Here is a 20,273-nt window from a genome sequence, read left to right on the forward strand (position 1 = left end):
TTCTTTTATTTATTATCAGCAAATAGTTAAACCTAATCAACCACTCATCAATCAACTATTCTCCAATTACTGGGACTGGAATTTTTTAGCGTTAATTCTGCGTTCGTTCTCGTTCAAATAGATCTTACGCATACGGATACTTTGCGGGGTTACCTCAATGTATTCGTCGGCCTGGATATACTCCATCGATTCTTCTAATGAGAATTTAATGGCAGGTGCAATACGCACGTTGGTATCGCTACCAGATGCACGCATGTTGGTTAATTGCTTGCCTTTGGTTAAGTTGATAACCAAATCGTTATCGCGGATGTGCTCGCCTAAAACCTGGCCTTCGTAAACATCAGTTCCCGGGTCGATGTGGAAACGACCACGATCCTGTAACTTATCTATCGCGAAAGCAGTGGTTTTACCGGTATCCATAGATACCAATACACCGTTTAAGCGGCCAGGGATAACGCCTTTCCATGGCTCGTATGCTTTAAAGCGGTGGGCCATGATAGCCTCGCCACCTGTTGCGGTTAATACGTTGTTACGTAAGCCGATAATACCACGTGCCGGGATATCGAATTCTAAGTGCTGTAAATCGCCTTTAGGCTCCATTACCAACAGGTCGCCCTTGCGTTGTGTAACCAGCTCAATAACTTTACCTGCAACTTCGCCCGGTACATCAACAATCAGGGTTTCAACCGGCTCGCATTTAACACCATCAATTTCTTTGATGATAACCTGCGGCTGGCCAACCTGTAATTCGTAACCTTCGCGGCGCATGGTCTCGATCAATACAGATAAATGGAGGATACCACGGCCATAAACCAGGTAAGAATCCGGCGATTCGGTTTCAACAACCTTCAGGGCCAGGTTTTTTTCCATCTCTTTGTATAAACGATCACGCAAGTGGCGTGAGGTTACAAACTTGCCTTCTTTACCAAAAAACGGTGAAGTGTTAATGGTGAACAGCATGTTCATGGTAGGCTCGTCAATTTTTATAACGGCCAGTTGCTCCGGTTTGTCAAAATCGGCAATGGTATCGCCAATATCAAAACCTTCTATACCAACAACCGCGCAAATATCGCCCGCGCTAACAGAGGTAGCTTTAACCTTACCTAAGCCTTCAAAGGTGTATAACTCTTTAATACGTGATTTTTGGATAGTGCCATCGCGCTTAACCAAAGATACCGGCTGGTTTTCTTTGATAGTACCACGTGCCACACGGCCAATTGCGATACGACCTACGAAAGATGAATAATCTAACGAAGTGATCTGCATTTGCAATGTACCTTCACTAATTGGCGGTGGTTGTATGTTTGCTAAAATAGCATCCATCAATGGGAAAATATCTTCCGTTGGTTTTTTATAGTCGGTGCTCATCCAACCTTGTTTAGATGAACCGTAGATAACCGGGAAATCCAGTTGGTCTTCGGTAGCTTCAAGGTTGAAGAACAGTTCGAAGATCTGTTCGTAAACTTCCTCGGGGCGGCAGTTTTCTTTATCCACTTTGTTTACAACCACAATCGGTTTTAAGCCTAAAGCCAAAGCTTTTTGGGTAACAAAGCGGGTTTGAGGCATTGCGCCTTCAAATGCATCGCATAATAATAAAACACCATCAGCCATTTTCAATACACGCTCAACCTCACCGCCAAAGTCGGCGTGACCAGGGGTATCGATGATGTTGATCTTAACATCTTTATACATAACCGAAACGTTTTTCGATACGATGGTGATACCACGCTCGCGCTCCAGGTCATTGTTGTCTAAGATCAGTTCGCCTGTTTCTTGTCCTTCGCGGAAGATGGCGCAGCTGTGTAAAATTTTGTCAACCAAAGTGGTTTTACCGTGGTCAACGTGTGCGATGATCGCTATATTTCTTATTTTTTGCATGAAAATGCCCTTCTAAATTTGGCGCAAAGATACGCTTAAATTTCGGGATTTGAAAGGGCTGACTGCTTTTTACAATTGTTTGATGGAGAGTTAATTGATTGGTAACATGATTGGTGCTTGCTTGTACTGGAAATTACGCGCCTCACCAACGGCTTCCCGTTTAATGCCTGCGCCAGCACCAAAACCGCTATAGCACCATATACAAGGGCCGCGAGCCATGTAAGCCTTACATCTTTTAGCAAATAAAAAGCCAGCAGAGGTAGTAACTGCAAGGCATGCATGCCTATGAAGTGCGCGATGCGCGGGTCGCCAAACCGGCGGCTCCAATTGAGGAAGGGGAGGCCGCCACCTCCATCCGGCCCGCCAATGGTGTGGGCATTCCGGGCACCCATTACCGCCCCTTCCAGCGCGAAGATTACGAACAGGAAGATACCCAGCCGGATGCTGAGCAAATAATAATCGGGCAGTTGCGGAAACGGTCGCGAACAGAATAGCACACCGATATAAGCTGTATGCAAGGTAACTGCCATGGCTGCCAGTCCCATTGCGGTATAAAGTGCGGCATACAATGGCGTGCTGCGGTTAAAATGCGATAGCTGCCCGCGCGCTGCCTGCAAAGCAATATAAACCAGCTCGAACCCTAACAGGGTTATAGTAACCCAATTATAAACATTCACTTGGTGCGGAAGTTGTAGATAATGCATAAACCAGCCCATAGTCCAGCATAATATGCCGATTGACAGGGCAAACTTGGTGGGTTTATACCAGGCGTTGCTGCCTGTAACCTGCACACGACTAAAACTTGCTGTCAATAAAAACATCAAGGCGCTAAGCAGGCATATCAATCCGAAGTAGAACATCGGTTCGTTCCTTAATTTTAAAGTTGTTAAAAACGTGTTCATGGTTTCAATTTTTTAGTTTTTATTAAATTATTAATCTATGTTTATTATTTGAACATTGTTCACTAATTGAGTAAAAAAATAGCTATTCTTTTTTTAGCATCGTTACAAACTCCTCAAACCCGGCTGTTACAATGTATTCGGCATTTTGCAGGCGCACGCCGGCAGTGCGGTTGCTGATGTGCAGGCTGCACATGCCGTGTACCAGGCTCCAAATCATAAAGGTGAGCGGTTCGGGCTGGTGACCTTTAAAATGCTGCTGGCTGAGGCACTGTTCTACGGTAGATTTTAAAAACGCGAAAGCATTGGTGCCTTCTTTCCACTCCTCCTCGTTGGCATCGCTCAAAACTTCCATAGGTGCTTTTAACGTAAACATCAATTCGTATATATCGGGGTTCTCCAAAGCGAATTTGATATATAGCCGCCCCATGGCTATCAGGCGCTCCATTGGGTTCTCCACATGCCGCAGTACCTCAAAAAAACTACTTAATTGTGCAAATCCCTGTGTATGCAGCTCGTTCAGGATGGCGTTCTTGTCCTTAAAGTAAACATACACCGTGCCCACGCTGTAATCTATGTGCTGCGCAATACTGCGGATGGTAGTTTGCGCTACGCCTTTTTCTACAAACAGTTTCCTGGCACTGTCTAATATCAGCGTTTTTAATTGCTCCTTTTCTTTTACTTTACGGTCGGCGGTGGTCATCTGCTTATTTCTGTACAAAGAAAATGAACATTGTTCAAAAAAGCAAATAATATTGTCGAAAGCTCCGTTATCTATAGTTCGGCCAGTTAAAACCCTCTTAACCACGGCCTATGCACAAGTGGCGAAAATGCCCATGGGATTGAACTCAATATCACCAGTAAACCGATAGTAAGCCATATAGCCTGGGTGCGGAATTTATCTAAATCGGTAGTTTTTCGTTTGGCTTTTGAGGATCCAATCGTGATAAGCGTTACCGCAATAGTCATCATGGTAATATGCTCCATGCCGAAGAAACGGATTTCTCGCAAGCGCACCCCTTCATTGAAATGGTGGATGAACCAGGTAGTGATAGGGCTGACGGCGTACAGCCAAACACCCAATACAAACTGCAGATGGATAATAGAGACAGTGGACTGCCTTAAGTTTTCGTCAAATTTACTATACGCTCTTCGGCCAAGCCAGCCGTGGTACGACCGGAAGATGGCAACCAGTAAACTGATCAATACCAACCATCGAACAAGGGAATGCAGCGGAAGAACTAGGTTGTACATACAATTATGCTGACGATTGAGAGTGCAATATATTTTAAGGAAATTGAATTCTCCATGAAACTATAGCAGCACGCAAAGGACGTTATCCCCTGCAATCCGCTCTGCTAATTCGCGATTGCCGCGCTATCGCTCGACATAGATGGGAGTTGATTACACGAGTCAAAGAATCCAGTCTAATCCATTAATCCCTAAATCCTGTAAAACAACCCCACAAAGTCCAAAGATCGTGTCTATTTACCAAACGCCCACTGCAAAAACTTAGGCATAGCTTTGCCCCAGGTTTCGGTGTCGTGGCCGCCGCCTACTACTTCCAGGTATTGGATATCCGCCGGACGGGTGTAACCTTTCTTTTCCAGTTCGATGATGATATCAATGGTGTCGTCGATAGAATCGATGATGCCGTTCTTGTTCCGGTCGGCAGTTTCATCTTTGGTGCCGGTTTGTAGCCAGAATTTTAATGCTGGCTTAGCATCGCTGGCCTTAAGCTGGCTGTGCATCAGGCGGTCGGCTTCGGTGTAGCCTTTGGTAAGGTACTTGCTTCTCCACCAGAAGGATGCGGAGAAAGCGCCCACTTTGTCAAACAATTCCGGGTTGTTCCAGGCAATATCCATAGCGGTTAAGCCACCCAGGGAAAATCCCGCGAATGCGGTGCTCTCGAAGTGCTCTATGTCGGTAACTTTATGTATCTCGGGCAGCAGTTCGGTAGTGATGAACTGCGTGTACAAGTCAGCTCTGCTGCCGCGTTTTTTATAATCGGGCTTGCCCGCAATGCCGTATTCCTGTATGCGCTCCTCGCCTGCGTGTATGGCAACAATTAAAACCGGCCTAAGGCAATTGCGGTCGTAAAGGTTTTCTAAGGTATCTATAAGCTTCAGGTTTTTCAGTTCCTGCCCGTCGTTCAGCAATAAAAGGTGCAGCGGTTCTATCCCGGCGTTATCGGGCAGTAATAGGGTACAGGTAACTTCGCGTTCGAGTACGGTTGATTTGATGATGAGTTCCTGTGTGGTTATGGCCATTGCGATAGTTGTACTAAACGTGTACATGTCAAATTAATAAAATAAAGGGAACAAAAGTACGGCTATGATTTTATTAAATTAGCTAAAACAGAATTATTTGGCATAGTGTTGACATTTACACAAATACTGCTAACTTACCATTCTTAAACGTACTGCCTTGATCGAACAATACCACCGCTGGCATTCGCCCAACCTCAATCTCGACCTGGAAATGCTGGTATTTGGCGACCGGGGTTACCCCGTGATCCTGTTCCCTACCACCAAAGGGCGGTTCCACCAGAATAAAGATTTTGGCCTGATAGATGCCGCGCGCTGGTTTGTTGATGAAGGCCTGGTAAAAATTTACTGCCCAGATACCATAGACGACCGTAGCTGGTACGATAAAGGCATCCACCCTGCGGACCGTGCACGCAATTACGCATGGTATGATAAAATGCTGACCGATGAGCTGATCCCCTGGGCGCAGCACGAAACCGGCGTAGGCCGCGTTGCTGTTGCCGGCTGCAGTTTTGGCGGTTATCATGCCGCGAACTTCGCGTTTAAGCATCCCGAGAAAGTGGCCCACCTGTTTACCATGGGCGGCGCATTCGATATCAAGATGTTTACCGATGGCCATCATGACGATAACGTGTATTACAACAATCCGGTTGATTTTGTGCCGGGCAGCAACAACGAATGGCTGTGGCGGATGAATATCATTTTGGGCACATCGGAGCACGATATGTGCAAGGGGTATAATATTGAAATGTCGAACATTTTGAAGGCCAAGAACATTAACCATTGGCTGGATATACGCCCCTTTGCTAACCACGATTGGCCGATATGGCGCGAGATGTTCCCGCATTATTTGAGCACTATTAAATAGATTTGAGATATTAGATGTGAGATTTGAGACCGGAAGCGGGATTTTTTAAGAATGGAGTCCAGTTTTGGCATTTTGCTTTTAGAATTTAGGGATTAGATCTTAGATTTTCTTCCTTTAGCATTTAGAAATTAGATTTTAGGATTTTAACTACATACTACCATGAAAAAAATAGGCATCTTATTCGGACAGGAAAATTCGTTTCCACAAGCATTCGTAGATAAGATAAACGAAAAAGCAGAAAAGAACATCTCGGCGGAGTTCGTACGCATCGATAAAATGCTGCAGGGCGAGCCGCTGGGCTACTCGGTAATTGTCGACCGTATATCGCAGGATGTGCCCTTCTACCGGGCATCATTAAAAAACGCAGCAATCACCGGCACGGCGGTTATCAATAACCCATTTTGGTGGAGTGCCGACGAGAAATTTTTCAACAACGCCCTTGCGGTAAAGCTGGGCGTGCCCGTGCCAAAAACGGTGCTGCTGCCCTCTAAAGACCACCCGGATAGCACTACCGACCGCTCCTTCCGCAACCTGGCGTTCCCGCTGGATTGGGATGCGATATTCGATTACGTAGGCTTCCCGGCATATATGAAACCTTTCGACGGAGGGGGCTGGCGCGATGTTTATAAAATTAGCGATAAGGAAGACCTATGGGAGAAATTCGCGCAAACCAAACAACTGGTGATGCTGCTGCAGGAAGAAATTATTTTCGATGATTACTTCCGTTGCTACTGCATTGGCGGCAAGCACGTGCGCATTATGCAGTACGAACCGCGTAACCCGCACCACCTGCGTTACGAACATGGCAAAGCACCGGCAGCAAAAGCGATGTTGGATACCATTACCAAATATGTATTGCAGCTGAACCAATACTTAGGATACGATTTCAACACCGTAGAATTTGCCGTGCGCGATGGTATCCCGTATGCTATAGACTTCTGTAACCCTGCACCGGATGCCGAAGTAACCAGCGTTGGCCAGGATAATTTTGAATGGGTGGTAGAAACCGCTGCCAGCTACGCCATAGAACGCGCCAAAGCCCAAAAAGATGATCGCGACAATCTTACCTGGGGCGAGTATGTGCGCACCGGGGTAAATGGAAAACCACTGGTAGCGGCTGCAAAAGCAGCTAAAGCGGAAGATGTCACTGTTGCAACTATTGAGGAGCCGAAACCTAAGAAGGCGAAGACGGCGGCTGCGCCAAAAAAGGCGGCGAAGAAATAATGCAGTTCACACCATAGCGATGGGTTTGAAACTCATAGCTATGGTAGGACAACTCTCGTCCGTTGGTTGAAACCAACGGCAATGAAGCGGCAACACTGCTTAATTGCCGTCCCTTTTAAGGGACGGAACACGAGGACAATCCGCGTTAGGGAATGAAGCGTAAAACCCACAGCCGTGCAATGGGCTGCGGGAGGCAAGGGCGAGGATTTGCAGCGGAAAGCCCGGGCCGAAGGCAACGCCCTTATATTGACCATGAAGTAAAATTGAAAAAGAAGAAACCAAATTATAGGTAACCAAGCCCCTAACCAATTATGAACGAATTTACCTTAGGTGTTGAAGAAGAATTTATGGTGATTGACCCTGTTAGCAGGGAACTGAAATCGCACGAGCAGAAAATTGTGGATGCTGCGCAGAAGATACACGAGGACCAGGTAAAGGCCGAGATGCACCAGGCGGTTGTGGAGGTGGGCACACACATTTGCCGCAACACCGCCGAAGCACGCAAGGAAGTGGGCAAATTGCGCGGCACGGTGGCTCAGCTGGCCGGCGATATCGGCCTGCGTATAGGTGCAGCGGGCACGCACCCCTTTTCGCACTGGCAGCACCAGTTGATTACCGACCACCCGAGGTATTTCGAGATAGTAGACGAACTGCAGGAAGCTGCCCGCTCAAACCTCATCTTCGGGCTGCATGTGCACGTGGGGATACAATCGCGCGATATGGCTATACATATCGCTAACCAGGCGAGGTATTTCCTGCCGCATGTGTATGCGCTATCAACCAACTCGCCGTTTTGGGAGGGGAGGAACACTGGCTATAAATCGTTCCGTACCAAGGTGTTCGATAAATTCCCGCGGACGGGCATCCCCGATTATTTCGCCAGTATTGAAGACTACGACAACTACGTAAAGCTGCTGGTGAAAACCAATTGTATCGATAACGCCAAAAAAATATGGTGGGATTTGCGGGTACACCCCTTCTTCGAGACCATTGAGTTCCGCGTGTGCGACTGCCCAATGCTAATTGATGAAACCATGACTTTTGTGGCCTTGTTCCAGTGTATCTGCGCCAAGCTTTACAAATTGCGCTTGAGCAACATGAAGTTTATCACCTATAACCGCGCGCTTATCAACGAGAATAAATGGCGGGCAGCGCGTTACGGCATCGATGGTAAAATGATAGATTTTGGTAAGGAGCTGGAAGTAAATACCCGTGCTCTGATATTGGAATTGCTTGATTTTATTGATGATGTGGTAGATGACCTGGGCTGCCGCGACGACCTGCAATACGTGCACAAAATATTAGAGCACGGCACCGGCGCCGACAGGCAGTTGGCCGTTTACAACCAAAACAATAACTTTGAAGACGTTGTAGATTACATTACATCGCAAACGTTGAAGGGGATATAAGAAAGCCACACCCAGCCTTCTCCAAAGGAGAGGGCTTTGAAAAGCCTTATGCTCTGTAATTTTAGAACCCTCTCCTTTGGAGAGGGCAGGGTGAGGCTGTGAGGCAAAACGATAGCAAAGACAAATGAACACAGATAAACCGGAAATAAAGATTGCCATACTTGATTTATACGATGGCATTGCGAACGAAGGGATGCGGGGTTTCCGGGAGATACTGGAGCGCTATAAGGCTAAGCACGGCCTTAATTTAACTTACGAAGTTTTTGATGTACGCCGCAAGGCACAGGTGCCCGGCACCAATTTCGATGCTTACATATCAAGCGGCGGCCCGGGCAGCCCGATAGATAGCGAAGGCACTGAGTGGGAGAAGAAATACTTTAGGCTGATAGATAAACTGGAGGCCCATAACCAAAGCGATAGCCCCAATAAGAAGCACGTGTTTTTTGTGTGCCACTCATTCCAGCTGATGTGCCGTAAATATGGCCTTGGCGAGATAGGCCTGCGCCGCTCGCCATCATTCGGCATATTGCCGGTGCATTTAACCGATGAAGGCAAGCAGGACCAGGTTTTTGAGAATCTTTACGACCCATTCTACACTGTCGATTCGCGCAGCTGGCAGGTGATAACCCCCGATATGGCCCGGTTTGAACAATTGGGCATGACCTTGCTGGCACTGGAAAAGGAAAGGCCGCATGTTGACCTGCCCCGCGCCATGATGGCCATACGCTTTAACGAATACTTTATCGCTACGCAGTTCCATCCCGAGGCGGACGCGCTGGGCATAAAAACCATGCTATTGCGCGAAGAAAAAAAGGAAGAAGTAATAAACGAACACGGCGAAACTAAGTACAAAGAAATGCTACGTCGATTGGACGACCCTGACAAGATAGCCCACACCCAAAGCACCATCATCCCCAATTTTTTGGATGCGGCGATATTGGGGGTGGAGGCGTAAAACACAATTTTAATGGAATTACTTATTACATCATTACAAAACCATTGGATACTTAATATAGTTCCCAAGTTAGATAGTGTGATAAATGAAAACATTAAAAATACTATTGCGAAATATACCCTGAATGTTGCCTTTGATGGTACATCATACACGTTACCTTATGAGGTATCATTTAAAAATGATTATGCTACAGTCGTAGACGATGAGTTGAATTTTGTCAAATACAAGCCTATTATTATAAAAGAGAGAAAGCCTTTATTCAATATTTTTCGCTTAATTAAAGAATATTCTGATAACAATGATTTTCACGTTATAGTACAGTTAGTATGTTTACTTAGCACCTTTAAGGGAGATGAAAAAGGTGTAGAGGTCCTTAAATATGATAAAACAATCAGTATTGACTCAAATAGTTTTTATCTCGAAAAGGATAAATTTTTCACTAGTAATTCCGAAGTGGATTACTCAATTAGCAATGATTTATTTAATAATAAAAGTTTGTGTTTCCCGATTACTTATTTTCCTGTAAACTGTAAGATTTACAGTCATAAAAACACTGCTTTTACGGGTACAATTGAAGATTGCGAGAGGATATTATTTGATGAAAATAGTTTAAAAGAATTAAAAGCTAAAATAATAAAACGAGAGCAACTGAATGTCAACTTAGAATCCGAAGCCTATTTCAGGCAGAGAAAATGGGAAAAAGACTATAATTATTACATGACAGAAAATCAATTTAAAAATCCGGAAGATTATTGATTATTAGCCCTTTAAATAATTTTACGAATAATGCTAAATACAGACGTAATACAACAACATATATGAAATTTTCATTAGCAATACGTGACGAAATAGGAAAATCAGAAGCATATATTTTAGAGACCTCATTAGAAGCCGATGAGAATGGAGCTTATAATGTTAGATTACACAATGACGCTAACGAATTAATACATCATGATTTCGATGTGAACTTTGACACATTAAGTGCAAGAATAGGAAATTATATAAGCGATAATATTGGAAAAGTAATCGATTTTCATGATATACAAGCTGACGAATCAACCTCGCGCGCCCTTAAACTTATTCGATATTTGAATCACCCCAACAATTAAAACTATTCGGCTTTATAACCGCGTCGAGCAAAATGGCCAGGCGACTGATAGCCTATCTTATAAGATAAAAGGATAAAATTGAAGTTCAATTTTAGGAATCGTTTAAACTCATTGTTGCTCAAACAAACTGCTATGAACCCATCTATCAGAACCACCTACAACCAAAACTTCACCGAAGAAAAGTACGCGGAGTTCTTATTATCGTTGAACGATGGGCTCAAAAACCCGATTGAATTCCGCATTGCGGAGACCCCCGTTTTTTTAACGGACGACTTTAGGGACAAGCTACTGCAGGCAAGGCAGGAGATAGTAGATACCATATTGACGCCAGGTTTCAAAGAACTTACCGAGCGTGCCATCCCCGAAAAATGGCGCGTAGCCAACGAAAACGACCATCCGCATTTCATCGCGCTTGATTTTGGGGTTTGTAAAGATGATGCAGGCAATATCGTACCCAAACTGATAGAACTGCAGGGCTTCCCATCGCTGTATGGTTTCCAGGTGCACCTGGCCGAAAATTACCGGCATACCTTCAATATCCCCGGCAACCAAAGCATATATTTCAATGGCTTGGACAAGGCAGGTTATCTCGCGCTACTCAAAAAAACCATCCTCGGTCCATACCAGCCGGATGAAGTGGTGCTGATGGACGTGAACGCTCCCAAACAAAAAACTGCGGTAGATTTTTACATTACCGAGGGTTACATAGGCACGCCCGTGGTTTCGCTGGAAGATTTGATACAGGAGGGCGACCAACTATTTTATATGCGTGGCGAAGAAAAGAAACGGATAAAACGAATCTACAACCGCTTGATATTCGATGAGATTGAGGGCGACCCGGAAATATTCAGCAAAGTGGTGGATATCCGCCAGCCGCTGGATGTGGAGTGGATTACACACCCCAACTGGTTCTACCGCGTCAGTAAATTCACTATGCCCTTTTTACAAGGCGAATACATCCCGAAGACACAGTTTTTGCACGAGTTGAAAGAGGTGCCCGAAAATCTGCAGGACTACGTGCTCAAGCCGCTGTTCAGCTTTGCAGGCCAGGGCGTCATCATCGATATTATGGATGGCGATATCGCCAAAATACCCGACCCGGAAAACTGGATATTGCAGGAAAAAGTAAGCTACGAGCCGGTACTGCAAGCCCCGGATGGCGGCGTAAAGGTAGAGATACGTCTGCTATACCTCTGGCCCGACGGAGATGCCCAGCCAACCCTTGCCATAAACCTTGCCCGCCTAAGCCGCGGCAAAATGATAGGCGTACGTTATAACAAAGATTTTGATTGGGTGGGCGGTACTGTGGCGTTTATGCATAAATAGTTAACAGTTAACAATTGAGTGATGGCGGTAGCGAGACCTATATTCAGGATATTTGATTATGCTAAAGCAATTGAATTTTATGTCGATTGGCTTGGGTTTACGATAGATTGGGAAGATAAGCCAAAGGATGGCCCAATTTATATGCAGGTTTCCCTTCAAGGCGTGGTGCTGCACCTTTCCGAACATCATGGAGATTGTACGCCCGGCGCAAGGATACATATTGAAGATTTTGCGGGCTTAAAAGAGTACCACAAACAACTCATTGATAAAAATTATAAGTATTACCGCCCCGGTTTAGAAAAAGCCTCATGGAACTCAAAGGCCCTTACGATGGAGGTTGGTGACCCCTTTGGTAACAGACTTACATTTACTTATGCGGGGATTGGATAAGCTATTAGCTTTCCGGTTAAACTTTATACTTTTTTAATTATCTGTACGTATATATAAATGTATTAATTTTGCAGCCATGAACATCCAGGCAATTATTATAGTAATATTATTTATTGCAGCGGTTTTTTACGTAGGCCGTATGTTGTACAACACCGTAACTGCCAAAAAAAGCTGCGGCAGCAACTGCAAATGCGGGGTGGATTTTTCTGCCATCGAGCCGCAAAAGCAGGCTAAGTAACATCATTGCATTTTTTGCCCTACCATAACCTAATCGTTTTAAATACTTTTCATGTCCAACAAACAGGTCTTTCAGGCTGATGATCCCGGCAGGTGGAACCGCTTCAAATGGATTAGCCGTATATTTTTAGTCATCATTTTATTCGGGGCGGTTGCCGCTGCGGTTACCATTACCTCCAAAGAATATCCTATACTGCCCAATCTGGATCCGGCCCCCAAAAAGATATCTAAAGAAGACCTCGAAGCACTAAAAAAATCTAAACGCTTTAAAGATTTCAAAGTAGAGAAAGCAGTAATAGAGCAAATTGCGCGCGCACGCCACCTGCACCAGCTAAAGCACCCCAACAATGCCAACCGTATAAACGCCGCCTTTTACCGCCCATGGGAGCCGCAGGCTTATAACTCGCTGCAGTTATATATGCACCGCCTGGATATGGTAGTTACCGAGGGTTTCGGCTTTACACAAAAGTCCGATTCGCTTAAGGTGCAGATAGATACCGGGCTCATCAACCTCAATAAAAAGTACAAGAAACAGATACTGGTAACCCTCAATAACTACGATAATACCAAAGGCGGGTACGATGTAGAGGAAGTAGAGCATATCATCAACAATAAGAGGGTCCGCACGGCTTTCATCAATAGCATAGTAGATAAGCTCAAGTTTTACAAGTTCCAGGGCGTTAATGTGGATCTGGACGACGTAAAGGACCGCAACAGCAAAAACTACATCGCTTTCCAGAACGAGCTTTATGCTATCCTGCATGCCAATGGCTTGCTGGTTACCCAAAATATAGTGCCGGAGGACGAAGCATATGACCTGAAACGTCTGCAGCATATCAACGATTTTATCTTCGTGATGGCGATTGACCAGCATTACGATGGCAGCAACTCGGGCGAAATAAGCAACCAGCATTGGGCCGAAGAAATATTGGATGAGGTTTGCTCCATCATCCCCAGCGAGAAGGTAATCTTTACCATAGCAGGCGGCGGCTTCGATTGGCCCGAGAACAGCATAGGTGTGCCCGCAGGTTACCAGCAGGCCATCAGTACAGCCAAGCAAAAAAAGGCAACCATTAAGTTCGATCCGGTGTCAGCCAACCTTCATTTCAATTACCTGGGCAACGATGGCTTTAACCACATTGTTTACTTTGCAGATGCGGTTACCAATTTCAACATCATCCGCATGGCCGATGATTGGTCTACCGGTGGGGTAGCCCTTTGGCGTTTAGGTGCCGAGGATCCGCGCTTATGGTCGTTTTTCCAAAAGAACCTCTCTATTGATTCTTTGCGCAAAACAGGCATCGATATCAAGCACTTCAACACTGTTGGCTTGAACGATAAAATAGATTATGCCGGCGAAGGTGGCGAGGTACTGGATTTGATAACCACACCCGATACCGGCAAGATAGCCGTAACGATGGATCCCAAGAATTTTACCATCACCAATCAAACCTACATCAAGCTGCCCTCCAAATACGTTATACGCAGGTATGGCTTAAAGCCTGGCAAAGTGGTGCTTACGTTCGATGACGGCCCCGACCCTGAGTTTACCCCGCGTATATTGGATATCCTTAAGCGCGAGAAGGTGCCCGCATCCTTCTTCATCGTAGGTTCTATGGCCGAAAAGAATATCCCCATCCTCAAAAGAATATATGATGAAGGCTACGAAATTGGCAACCACACGTTCTTCCACCCGGATATCTCTACCATCAGCGTAGATCGGGTAAACCTGGAGCTGAACGCTACCCGCAAGTTGATCGAATCGGTTACCGGGCGCAGCACCATATTGTTCCGCCCGCCCTTCAACGCAGATGCCGAACCGCAAACCCTGGCCGAGGTTATCCCCGTGGCCGAGAGCCGCCGCCAGCACTATATCACCATCGGCGAATCTATCGACCCATGGGACTGGCAGCCCGGCGTAACGGCAGATAGCATTATAGCCCGCACCATCAGGCAAAAGGACAACGGCTCGATGATATTGCTACACGATGCCGGCGGCGATACCCGCGAGGAAACCGTGAAAGCATTGCCTGCCATTATACACTACTTTAAGGCCCATGGCTACCAGTTTACCACCATTGCCGATGTGCTGGATAAAACCAAGGACGACCTGATGCCAATGCCCACCTCAGACGATAAAACCGTTTGGGGCCGCTTTTACGATGTGGTTATCGTAGGCTTCTTTTTGGGCAACAAATTCATTTTCTACCTGTTCCTTTCGGCAATCTTCCTCGCCATCGGTCGCATCGTGTTGATAGGTATTTTGGCCGTAAGGCAGTTTATGGGCGATAAAAAAGAACGGGTAGCACCTACCGCCCCCTTGCCCGCCGTAAGCATCATTGTGCCTGCATACAATGAAGAGGTAACCGCCGCCGCAACTATCGAAAGCCTGCTAAAACTGGAGTACCACAACTTTGAGGTGCTGTTTATAGACGATGGCTCTAAGGATAATACCTATGAAGTGGTAAGGGCCGCTTATGATAACCACCCGCTGGTGCGCGTATTAACCAAGCCAAACGGCGGCAAGGCATCGGCACTAAACTTCGGTATAGCACAGGCCAAAAACGATTATGTGGTTTGTATTGATGCTGATACCCAGCTGCGCAGCGATGCAATTTACCAGCTGATGAGCTACTTTACCGATGCCGAAATTGGCGCGGTAGCGGGCACGGTTAAGGTGGCCAACGAGATGAACATCATTACGCGCTGGCAATCGATAGAATACATTACGGCCCAGAACATGGACCGCCGTGCGTTCGACCTTATCAACAGTATTACCGTGGTACCGGGCGCTATAGGCGCGTTCAGCAAAGAGGCGATATCAAAAGCAGGTGGCTTCACTTACGATACCCTGGCCGAAGACTGCGACCTTACCATGCGCATACTGAAAGCAGGTTACATTGTAAAGAACAGTGCCGAGGCCGTTGCCTACACCGAAGCACCCGAATCGCTCAATATGCTGCTAAAACAGCGCTTCCGCTGGAGTTTTGGCGTGATACAAAGCTTCTGGAAAAACCGCGACGCGCTGTTCAACAAAAAATATAAATTCTTCGGCATGGTGGGCATGCCCAATATCCTCATCTTCCAGATACTGTTGCCGCTGTTTTCGCCGCTGGCCGATTTGATGATGATATTTGGCCTGCTGGGCGATAAGCCGGAAAAGATACTCATCTATTACCTGGTGTTCGTGCTGGTCGATTTCCTGGTAGCCATCATCGCATTCAAGATGGAAAAGGAAAGCTATAAGAAGCTGGTCTATATCATCCCGCAGCGTTTCATCTGGCGTCAATTGATGTATTACATCCTTTTCAAAGCCATCCGCAAAGCCCTCAAAGGCGAGCTGAGCGGCTGGGGCGTATTGAAGCGTACCGGCAACGTAAGCATCAAAAAAGAAGATTTGGAGAGTGAAGAGCCTGCCGCCTGGACGAAGTAGTTAAGTGAGATTGTATCATAATAAAAATTCGCCAAAACAAATCTTTGTGCCTCTCTGTGTTTTTTCTCCGTAGCCTCTGTGGTAAAATCGCCACAAAGAGGCCCTTGCCGAAACCCTGCATAAAATAATAAATTCCCTTACCTTTGCATCCTTATGGGCAAATCTGGCAAACCAAGGGTAAATAAGGTTTTTGAAAACGTAACGGTAATTGATATAGCCGAAGAAGGCAAAGGTGTTGGCAAAGCCGACGATTTTGTGTTGTTTATAGAAAAAGCCGTACCCGGCGATGTGGCCGACATAGAAGTTTACCGCAGCAAGAAAAACTTTGGCGAAGGTAAGATCATCAATCTGGTAACACCATCCGAATATCGCACCGATGCTTTTTGCGAGCACTTTGGCGTTTGCGGGGGCTGCAAATGGCAGCACATGACCTACGAGGCACAGCTAAAATTCAAACAAAAAGCCGTGCACGATGCGCTTACGCGAATAGCAAAAATAGAGGTGGATCATATGGATACCATAGTGCCGTCCCCAGCCGACAGGTATTATCGCAACAAACTAGAGTACACTTTCTCGAACAAACGCTGGCTGTACGATGGCGAGAACCGCGAGGACGAGGCGCTGGACATGGACGCCCTCGGCTTCCATATCCCCGGCAGGTTTGATAAGATATTGAACATCAACCATTGCTACCTGCAGGCCGAGCCATCAAACGATCTGCGCAACAGCATCAACCAATACGCCAAAGGGCAGGGGATTTCTTATTACGACGTGCGCCAGCATACCGGCGCTTTGCGCAACCTCATTATCCGCACCTCGTCTACCGGCGAAATTATGGTGATAGTGGTTTTCGCCCATGCGGATGAGGAGCAGGTAAGCAAGCTGATGGGCTTTGTGGATACCAACTTCCCGCAGGTAACCTCGCTGCTGTATATCCTCAACACCAAAATGAACGATACCATCTTCGATCAGGAGGTGCATAGCTGGAAAGGGCCCGAATACATACACGAAGAAATGGCAACGGCCGATGGCCGGGTTATCCGCTTTAGGGTTGGCCCCAAATCGTTCTACCAAACCAACTCCATACAAGCCCTGAAACTGTACGAAATTACCCGCGATTTTGCGGAATTCAGAGGCGATGAGCTGGTTTATGACCTTTACACCGGTGCAGGCACCATAGCCAATTTCATAGCGGGGCAGGTGCGCGAAGTGGTGGGCGTAGAGTACGTACCAACGGCCATAGAAGATGCTAAAGTTAACTCGCAGATAAACAACATTACCAATACCAAATTCTTTGCGGGAGATATGAAGGATGTGCTGGTGGCCGATTTTGTGGCCGAACACGGCAAACCCGACGTAATCATCACTGATCCTCCCCGCGCAGGCATGCACGCCGATGTGGTTGCCCGCCTGATGGAAATAGAAGCCCCTAAAATAGTTTACGTAAGCTGCAACGCCGCCACCCAGGCCCGCGATTTATTGGTACTGAAAGAGAAATACGATACCGTGAAAATACAACCGGTAGATATGTTCCCGCATACTCAGCACGTGGAGAATGTGGTGCTGCTGAAGTTAAAGGAAACTGTTTAGAAGAGCAGCTAAGCAGCCTTTGCGACCAATGACAAAGCTGGAAATTCCTGGAAAATCACAGCTAAAATCTGTCAAAAACCTGGAAAAAGCTGGACAAGATTTTGTACCCAGCACCCAGCATGTTTAGCCAAAAACAGCCATTCCATGCAAATTTCGCGGTTTTTGAGTCTTTAGCAGAAATGCCTTAAAACAGCGTAAAAAATTAAGAAAAACTCCGAAAAACACAGATTTTTTAAGGTGTTTTGGCGAATTTAAGCAAGTAGCCATAGCAAAAAGCGAGTACTTGCGATTTCATTCAGCCCGCCTAATCTCAACGGTTTTTTCCAGCATTTCTATAAAATAAAACTGGACAAAAATAACCCCTCAGCTTACCTGCTTAGTGCCGCACAAACTTCCTCAATCGTTTCGCTCAGCGGCTTAAACTCAAAGCCTATCGCTTTCTTTATTTTACTGGTATCGAACTCCCGTGTTACGGATGCAGCGCGTGCACTGGCTTTATCTATGGCGGGGTCGTTGCCGGTTAGGCTTCCCCAAAATGATGCGCCGCGCCAGGCTACTTCCATCATAAATGGTGTTGCCAGCTTCCTGGGGGCGGGCACGCCCAGGGCTTCGGCTATCTCGGTGAAAATTTGCTTAAAAGGGCGGTTTTCTGCCGAAATAATGTACCGCTCGCCGCTTATGTTGCTGTCCATCAGCGCAATCATGCATTTGGCCACATCCTGCACATCTATGAAACCCATGGTGCCTTTGGTGTAGTATTTCAAGCCCTTACGCACGGTCTCGAAAATTTGCCCGCTGCCCTCCAGGCCTGAACTGGGGCCGATGATGATGCTTGGGTTTACAATAAGGGCATCAAGCCCTTCGGCAATGCCGCGCCAAACTTCCATCTCGCTCTCTAGTTTTGATATGGCGTAGCCGTCTTCCTCCAATGTTGGGTCCAGGTGATGCTCCTCAGTAATCAATTCGCCGGGTTTGGCCTCGCCAACGGCCGCTACCGAACTGGTATGCACCATGCGGATGCTTTTTTCCAGGCAAAGATTTACCAGGTAGCCCGTACCGGTTACATTGGTGCGTATCATCGAATTTTTATCTGCAGCTTTCAAGGATACCCAGGCCGCACAATTGTACACCTGCGTTACGCCGTCCAGCGCCGCTTCTAAGGCAAAGGCATCCATCAGGTCGGCCTCTACCCATTCTATTTTGGCAGGGTAGGGCACCAAAATTCCGGGTACAGTAGATGAACTGCGTTTAGTACAGCGGATGCTATTACCTCGCAGTATAAGCTCCCTCGCCAGTTCGGCCCCTAAAAAACCTGTTGCCCCCGTAACTAAAATCATATGTGCAAATGTGCAGATTTTAAATGTGCAAATGAATTTGTAGTTATGCCGGTTGCCAAAAACATCTGCACATCTGAAAATTGAATATCTGCACATCCAAAAATATCTGCACATTTGCACATCCGCATATCTGCACATCAAACCATATGTCTTTAGCCGATTTTTTTGCCCCGATAGATATAAAGAAAATAACGCCTAAAGATGGGTTTTATACCAGCCAGCTTGGCGATAGGATAGAGCACTATTCCGTTGCCTTCCCCGATTTGGAGCAGAAGGTGGATATCGCCATCATCGGCGTGCTGGAAGATCGCAACGCCATAAACAACGCAGGTTGTGCCCTTGGCCCCGATTACGTTCGTGAAAAGCTGTACCTGCTTAACGAGGGGGCTTACAACACCAAAATAGTAGATTTGGGCAATATAGCCCGCGGCGAAAAGGTGACAGATACCTACTACGCGCTTAAAACCGTGGTAGAAGAGCTGATAAAGAAAGATATCCTTCCGCTTATCATAGGCGGCGGGCAGGACCTCACTTACGCCCAGTACATGGGCTACGAAAGCCTGGAGCAAAAGGTAGATGTACTAGTGGTAGATTCGCATTTCGATTTGGACGACGATGGCTTCGGCAGCAGCATTGAAACCAATTCCATCGCTTACCTCAACAAGATATTCCTGCACGAGCCGAATTACCTCTTCAACTTCAGCAACCTGGGGTACCAAACTTATTTCACCAGCCAGGAAAGCCTGCGGGTGATGGATAAGCTTTACTTCGACGTGCACCGCCTGGGCGAACTGGCCGGCAACATCACCGTAACCGAGCCGGTTATCCGCAATGCCAATATGCTAAGTTTCGATATAGGGGCCATCCGCTCTTCAGATGCTGCGGCCAACGCTAACGCTAAGCCGAACGGTTTTTACGGTGAAGAGGCCTGCCAGATATGCCGGTATGCCGGTTTCAACGATAAGCTTACTTCTATAGGTTTTTACGAATTTAACCCAGTCTACGATACTAACGGCCAAACCGCGATGCTGATATCGCAAATGGTGTGGTGTTTCATAGATGGTTTTTATAATCGCAAGAAAGATTTTCCGCTCAACCCCAAATCGCAATACCTCATTTATAAAACCAGCCTGAAGCATGATGAGCATGAATTGGTATTCGTAAAAAGCAAAAAAAGCGATCGCTGGTGGATGCAGGTACCTTACCCAACGGGCGGTTCGCGCAACGAACGTTTCCATCTGGTGCCTTGCCGGTACGAGGATTATAAAACCGCCCGCTCCGGCGATATGCCAGATTTGTGGTGGCGCACTTACCAAAAGTTGAACTGAACGGCAATTCATTAGCCCTTTAA

The 20,273-nt window shown here is 46.5% G+C and carries 18 protein-coding genes; 12 read left to right on the forward strand and 6 right to left on the reverse strand.

Annotation, left to right across the window (positions count from 1 at the left end):
- Window positions 1-66: 66 nt before the first annotated feature.
- From typA to AC1DYT_RS15175, 5 genes are all read right to left on the reverse strand, one after another.
- Complete coding sequence (gene typA / locus AC1DYT_RS15155) at window positions 67-1,878, reverse strand: translational GTPase TypA (RefSeq protein ID WP_477457563.1); 1,812 nt, start codon at window positions 1,876-1,878, stop codon at window positions 67-69.
- 35 nt (window positions 1,879-1,913) lie between these two features.
- Window positions 1,914-2,780, reverse strand: a complete 867-nt coding sequence (locus AC1DYT_RS15160) for a hypothetical protein (protein WP_477470420.1) — start codon at window positions 2,778-2,780, stop codon at window positions 1,914-1,916.
- Between the two features lie 82 nt (window positions 2,781-2,862).
- Entirely contained in the window at window positions 2,863-3,480 is a 618-nt protein-coding gene (locus tag AC1DYT_RS15165; protein ID WP_477470421.1) for a TetR/AcrR family transcriptional regulator, read from the reverse strand.
- A gap of 86 nt (window positions 3,481-3,566) precedes the next feature.
- Window positions 3,567-4,031, reverse strand: a complete 465-nt coding sequence (locus AC1DYT_RS15170; RefSeq protein WP_477470422.1) for a hypothetical protein — start codon at window positions 4,029-4,031, stop codon at window positions 3,567-3,569.
- Between the two features lie 230 nt (window positions 4,032-4,261).
- Window positions 4,262-5,047, reverse strand: coding sequence for an alpha/beta hydrolase (locus AC1DYT_RS15175; protein WP_477470423.1), 786 nt, complete (start codon window positions 5,045-5,047; stop codon window positions 4,262-4,264).
- A gap of 157 nt (window positions 5,048-5,204) precedes the next feature.
- Here AC1DYT_RS15175 and AC1DYT_RS15180 point away from each other — a divergent pair, with 157 nt between their 5' ends.
- The 11 genes from AC1DYT_RS15180 to rlmD all read left to right on the forward strand — a co-directional run bounded on the left by AC1DYT_RS15180 (window position 5,205) and on the right by rlmD (window position 17,585).
- Entirely contained in the window at window positions 5,205-5,912 is a 708-nt protein-coding gene (locus tag AC1DYT_RS15180) for an esterase family protein (RefSeq protein WP_477470424.1), read from the forward strand.
- A gap of 159 nt (window positions 5,913-6,071) precedes the next feature.
- Entirely contained in the window at window positions 6,072-7,136 is a 1,065-nt protein-coding gene (locus AC1DYT_RS15185) for an ATP-grasp domain-containing protein (RefSeq protein ID WP_477470425.1), read from the forward strand.
- 311 nt (window positions 7,137-7,447) lie between these two features.
- Window positions 7,448-8,545 carry a carboxylate-amine ligase gene (locus AC1DYT_RS15190; RefSeq protein ID WP_477470426.1) on the forward strand — a complete coding sequence of 366 codons (1,098 nt, stop codon included), beginning with the start codon at window positions 7,448-7,450 and terminating at the stop codon, window positions 8,543-8,545.
- 124 nt (window positions 8,546-8,669) lie between these two features.
- A complete protein-coding gene (locus AC1DYT_RS15195) occupies window positions 8,670-9,500 on the forward strand; it encodes a type 1 glutamine amidotransferase (protein ID WP_477470427.1) in 831 nt (276 codons plus the stop codon).
- A gap of 12 nt (window positions 9,501-9,512) precedes the next feature.
- Window positions 9,513-10,256 carry a hypothetical protein gene (locus tag AC1DYT_RS15200; protein WP_477470428.1) on the forward strand — a complete coding sequence of 248 codons (744 nt, stop codon included), beginning with the start codon at window positions 9,513-9,515 and terminating at the stop codon, window positions 10,254-10,256.
- Window positions 10,257-10,318: 62 nt separating this feature from the next.
- Entirely contained in the window at window positions 10,319-10,609 is a 291-nt protein-coding gene (locus AC1DYT_RS15205) for a hypothetical protein (RefSeq protein WP_477470429.1), read from the forward strand.
- Window positions 10,610-10,741: 132 nt separating this feature from the next.
- Window positions 10,742-11,935, forward strand: a complete 1,194-nt coding sequence (locus AC1DYT_RS15210; RefSeq protein WP_477470430.1) for a hypothetical protein — start codon at window positions 10,742-10,744, stop codon at window positions 11,933-11,935.
- A 21-nt stretch (window positions 11,936-11,956) separates the two neighbouring features.
- Window positions 11,957-12,325, forward strand: coding sequence for a glyoxalase superfamily protein (locus AC1DYT_RS15215; RefSeq protein ID WP_477470431.1), 369 nt, complete (start codon window positions 11,957-11,959; stop codon window positions 12,323-12,325).
- A 76-nt stretch (window positions 12,326-12,401) separates the two neighbouring features.
- Window positions 12,402-12,563, forward strand: coding sequence for a FeoB-associated Cys-rich membrane protein (locus AC1DYT_RS15220; protein ID WP_477470432.1), 162 nt, complete (start codon window positions 12,402-12,404; stop codon window positions 12,561-12,563).
- A 51-nt stretch (window positions 12,564-12,614) separates the two neighbouring features.
- Window positions 12,615-15,995, forward strand: coding sequence for a trifunctional glycoside hydrolase family 18/polysaccharide deacetylase/glycosyltransferase family 2 protein (locus AC1DYT_RS15225; RefSeq protein ID WP_477470433.1), 3,381 nt, complete (start codon window positions 12,615-12,617; stop codon window positions 15,993-15,995).
- 153 nt (window positions 15,996-16,148) lie between these two features.
- Window positions 16,149-17,585, forward strand: a complete 1,437-nt coding sequence (rlmD, locus tag AC1DYT_RS15230) for a 23S rRNA (uracil(1939)-C(5))-methyltransferase RlmD (RefSeq protein ID WP_477470434.1) — start codon at window positions 16,149-16,151, stop codon at window positions 17,583-17,585.
- Between the two features lie 368 nt (window positions 17,586-17,953).
- Here the strand turns inward: rlmD and AC1DYT_RS15235 are convergent, their stop codons facing one another.
- The gene (locus AC1DYT_RS15235) at window positions 17,954-18,922 is read right to left on the reverse strand and encodes an NAD-dependent epimerase/dehydratase family protein (protein ID WP_477470435.1); all 969 of its coding nucleotides are present in this window, start codon (window positions 18,920-18,922) and stop codon (window positions 17,954-17,956) included.
- A gap of 146 nt (window positions 18,923-19,068) precedes the next feature.
- Between AC1DYT_RS15235 and AC1DYT_RS15240 the strand changes: the two genes are divergently transcribed.
- Complete coding sequence (locus tag AC1DYT_RS15240) at window positions 19,069-20,250, forward strand: formimidoylglutamase (protein WP_477470436.1); 1,182 nt, start codon at window positions 19,069-19,071, stop codon at window positions 20,248-20,250.
- Window positions 20,251-20,273 lie beyond the last annotated feature (23 nt).

The sequence above is a fragment of the Mucilaginibacter sp. P1_D10 genome, assembly GCF_056406215.1.

What these genes read in the sequence shown, in the direction of transcription:
- AC1DYT_RS15165 (WP_477470421.1), bottom strand. Translation starts at nt 3,480, where the DNA reads ATGACCACCGCCGACCGTAAAGTAAAAGAAAAGGAGCAATTAAAAACG.
- AC1DYT_RS15160 (WP_477470420.1), bottom strand. Translation starts at nt 2,780, where the DNA reads ATGAACACGTTTTTAACAACTTTAAAATTAAGGAACGAACCGATGTTC.
- AC1DYT_RS15225 (WP_477470433.1), top strand. Translation starts at nt 12,615, where the DNA reads ATGTCCAACAAACAGGTCTTTCAGGCTGATGATCCCGGCAGGTGGAAC.
- AC1DYT_RS15235 (WP_477470435.1), bottom strand. Translation starts at nt 18,922, where the DNA reads ATGATTTTAGTTACGGGGGCAACAGGTTTTTTAGGGGCCGAACTGGCG.
- typA (WP_477457563.1), bottom strand. Translation starts at nt 1,878, where the DNA reads ATGCAAAAAATAAGAAATATAGCGATCATCGCACACGTTGACCACGGT.
- AC1DYT_RS15215 (WP_477470431.1), top strand. Translation starts at nt 11,957, where the DNA reads ATGGCGGTAGCGAGACCTATATTCAGGATATTTGATTATGCTAAAGCA.
- AC1DYT_RS15190 (WP_477470426.1), top strand. Translation starts at nt 7,448, where the DNA reads ATGAACGAATTTACCTTAGGTGTTGAAGAAGAATTTATGGTGATTGAC.
- AC1DYT_RS15185 (WP_477470425.1), top strand. Translation starts at nt 6,072, where the DNA reads ATGAAAAAAATAGGCATCTTATTCGGACAGGAAAATTCGTTTCCACAA.
- AC1DYT_RS15240 (WP_477470436.1), top strand. Translation starts at nt 19,069, where the DNA reads ATGTCTTTAGCCGATTTTTTTGCCCCGATAGATATAAAGAAAATAACG.
- AC1DYT_RS15205 (WP_477470429.1), top strand. Translation starts at nt 10,319, where the DNA reads ATGAAATTTTCATTAGCAATACGTGACGAAATAGGAAAATCAGAAGCA.
- rlmD (WP_477470434.1), top strand. Translation starts at nt 16,149, where the DNA reads ATGGGCAAATCTGGCAAACCAAGGGTAAATAAGGTTTTTGAAAACGTA.
- AC1DYT_RS15175 (WP_477470423.1), bottom strand. Translation starts at nt 5,047, where the DNA reads ATGGCCATAACCACACAGGAACTCATCATCAAATCAACCGTACTCGAA.
- AC1DYT_RS15200 (WP_477470428.1), top strand. Translation starts at nt 9,513, where the DNA reads ATGGAATTACTTATTACATCATTACAAAACCATTGGATACTTAATATA.
- AC1DYT_RS15210 (WP_477470430.1), top strand. Translation starts at nt 10,742, where the DNA reads ATGAACCCATCTATCAGAACCACCTACAACCAAAACTTCACCGAAGAA.
- AC1DYT_RS15195 (WP_477470427.1), top strand. Translation starts at nt 8,670, where the DNA reads ATGAACACAGATAAACCGGAAATAAAGATTGCCATACTTGATTTATAC.
- AC1DYT_RS15170 (WP_477470422.1), bottom strand. Translation starts at nt 4,031, where the DNA reads ATGTACAACCTAGTTCTTCCGCTGCATTCCCTTGTTCGATGGTTGGTA.
- AC1DYT_RS15220 (WP_477470432.1), top strand. Translation starts at nt 12,402, where the DNA reads ATGAACATCCAGGCAATTATTATAGTAATATTATTTATTGCAGCGGTT.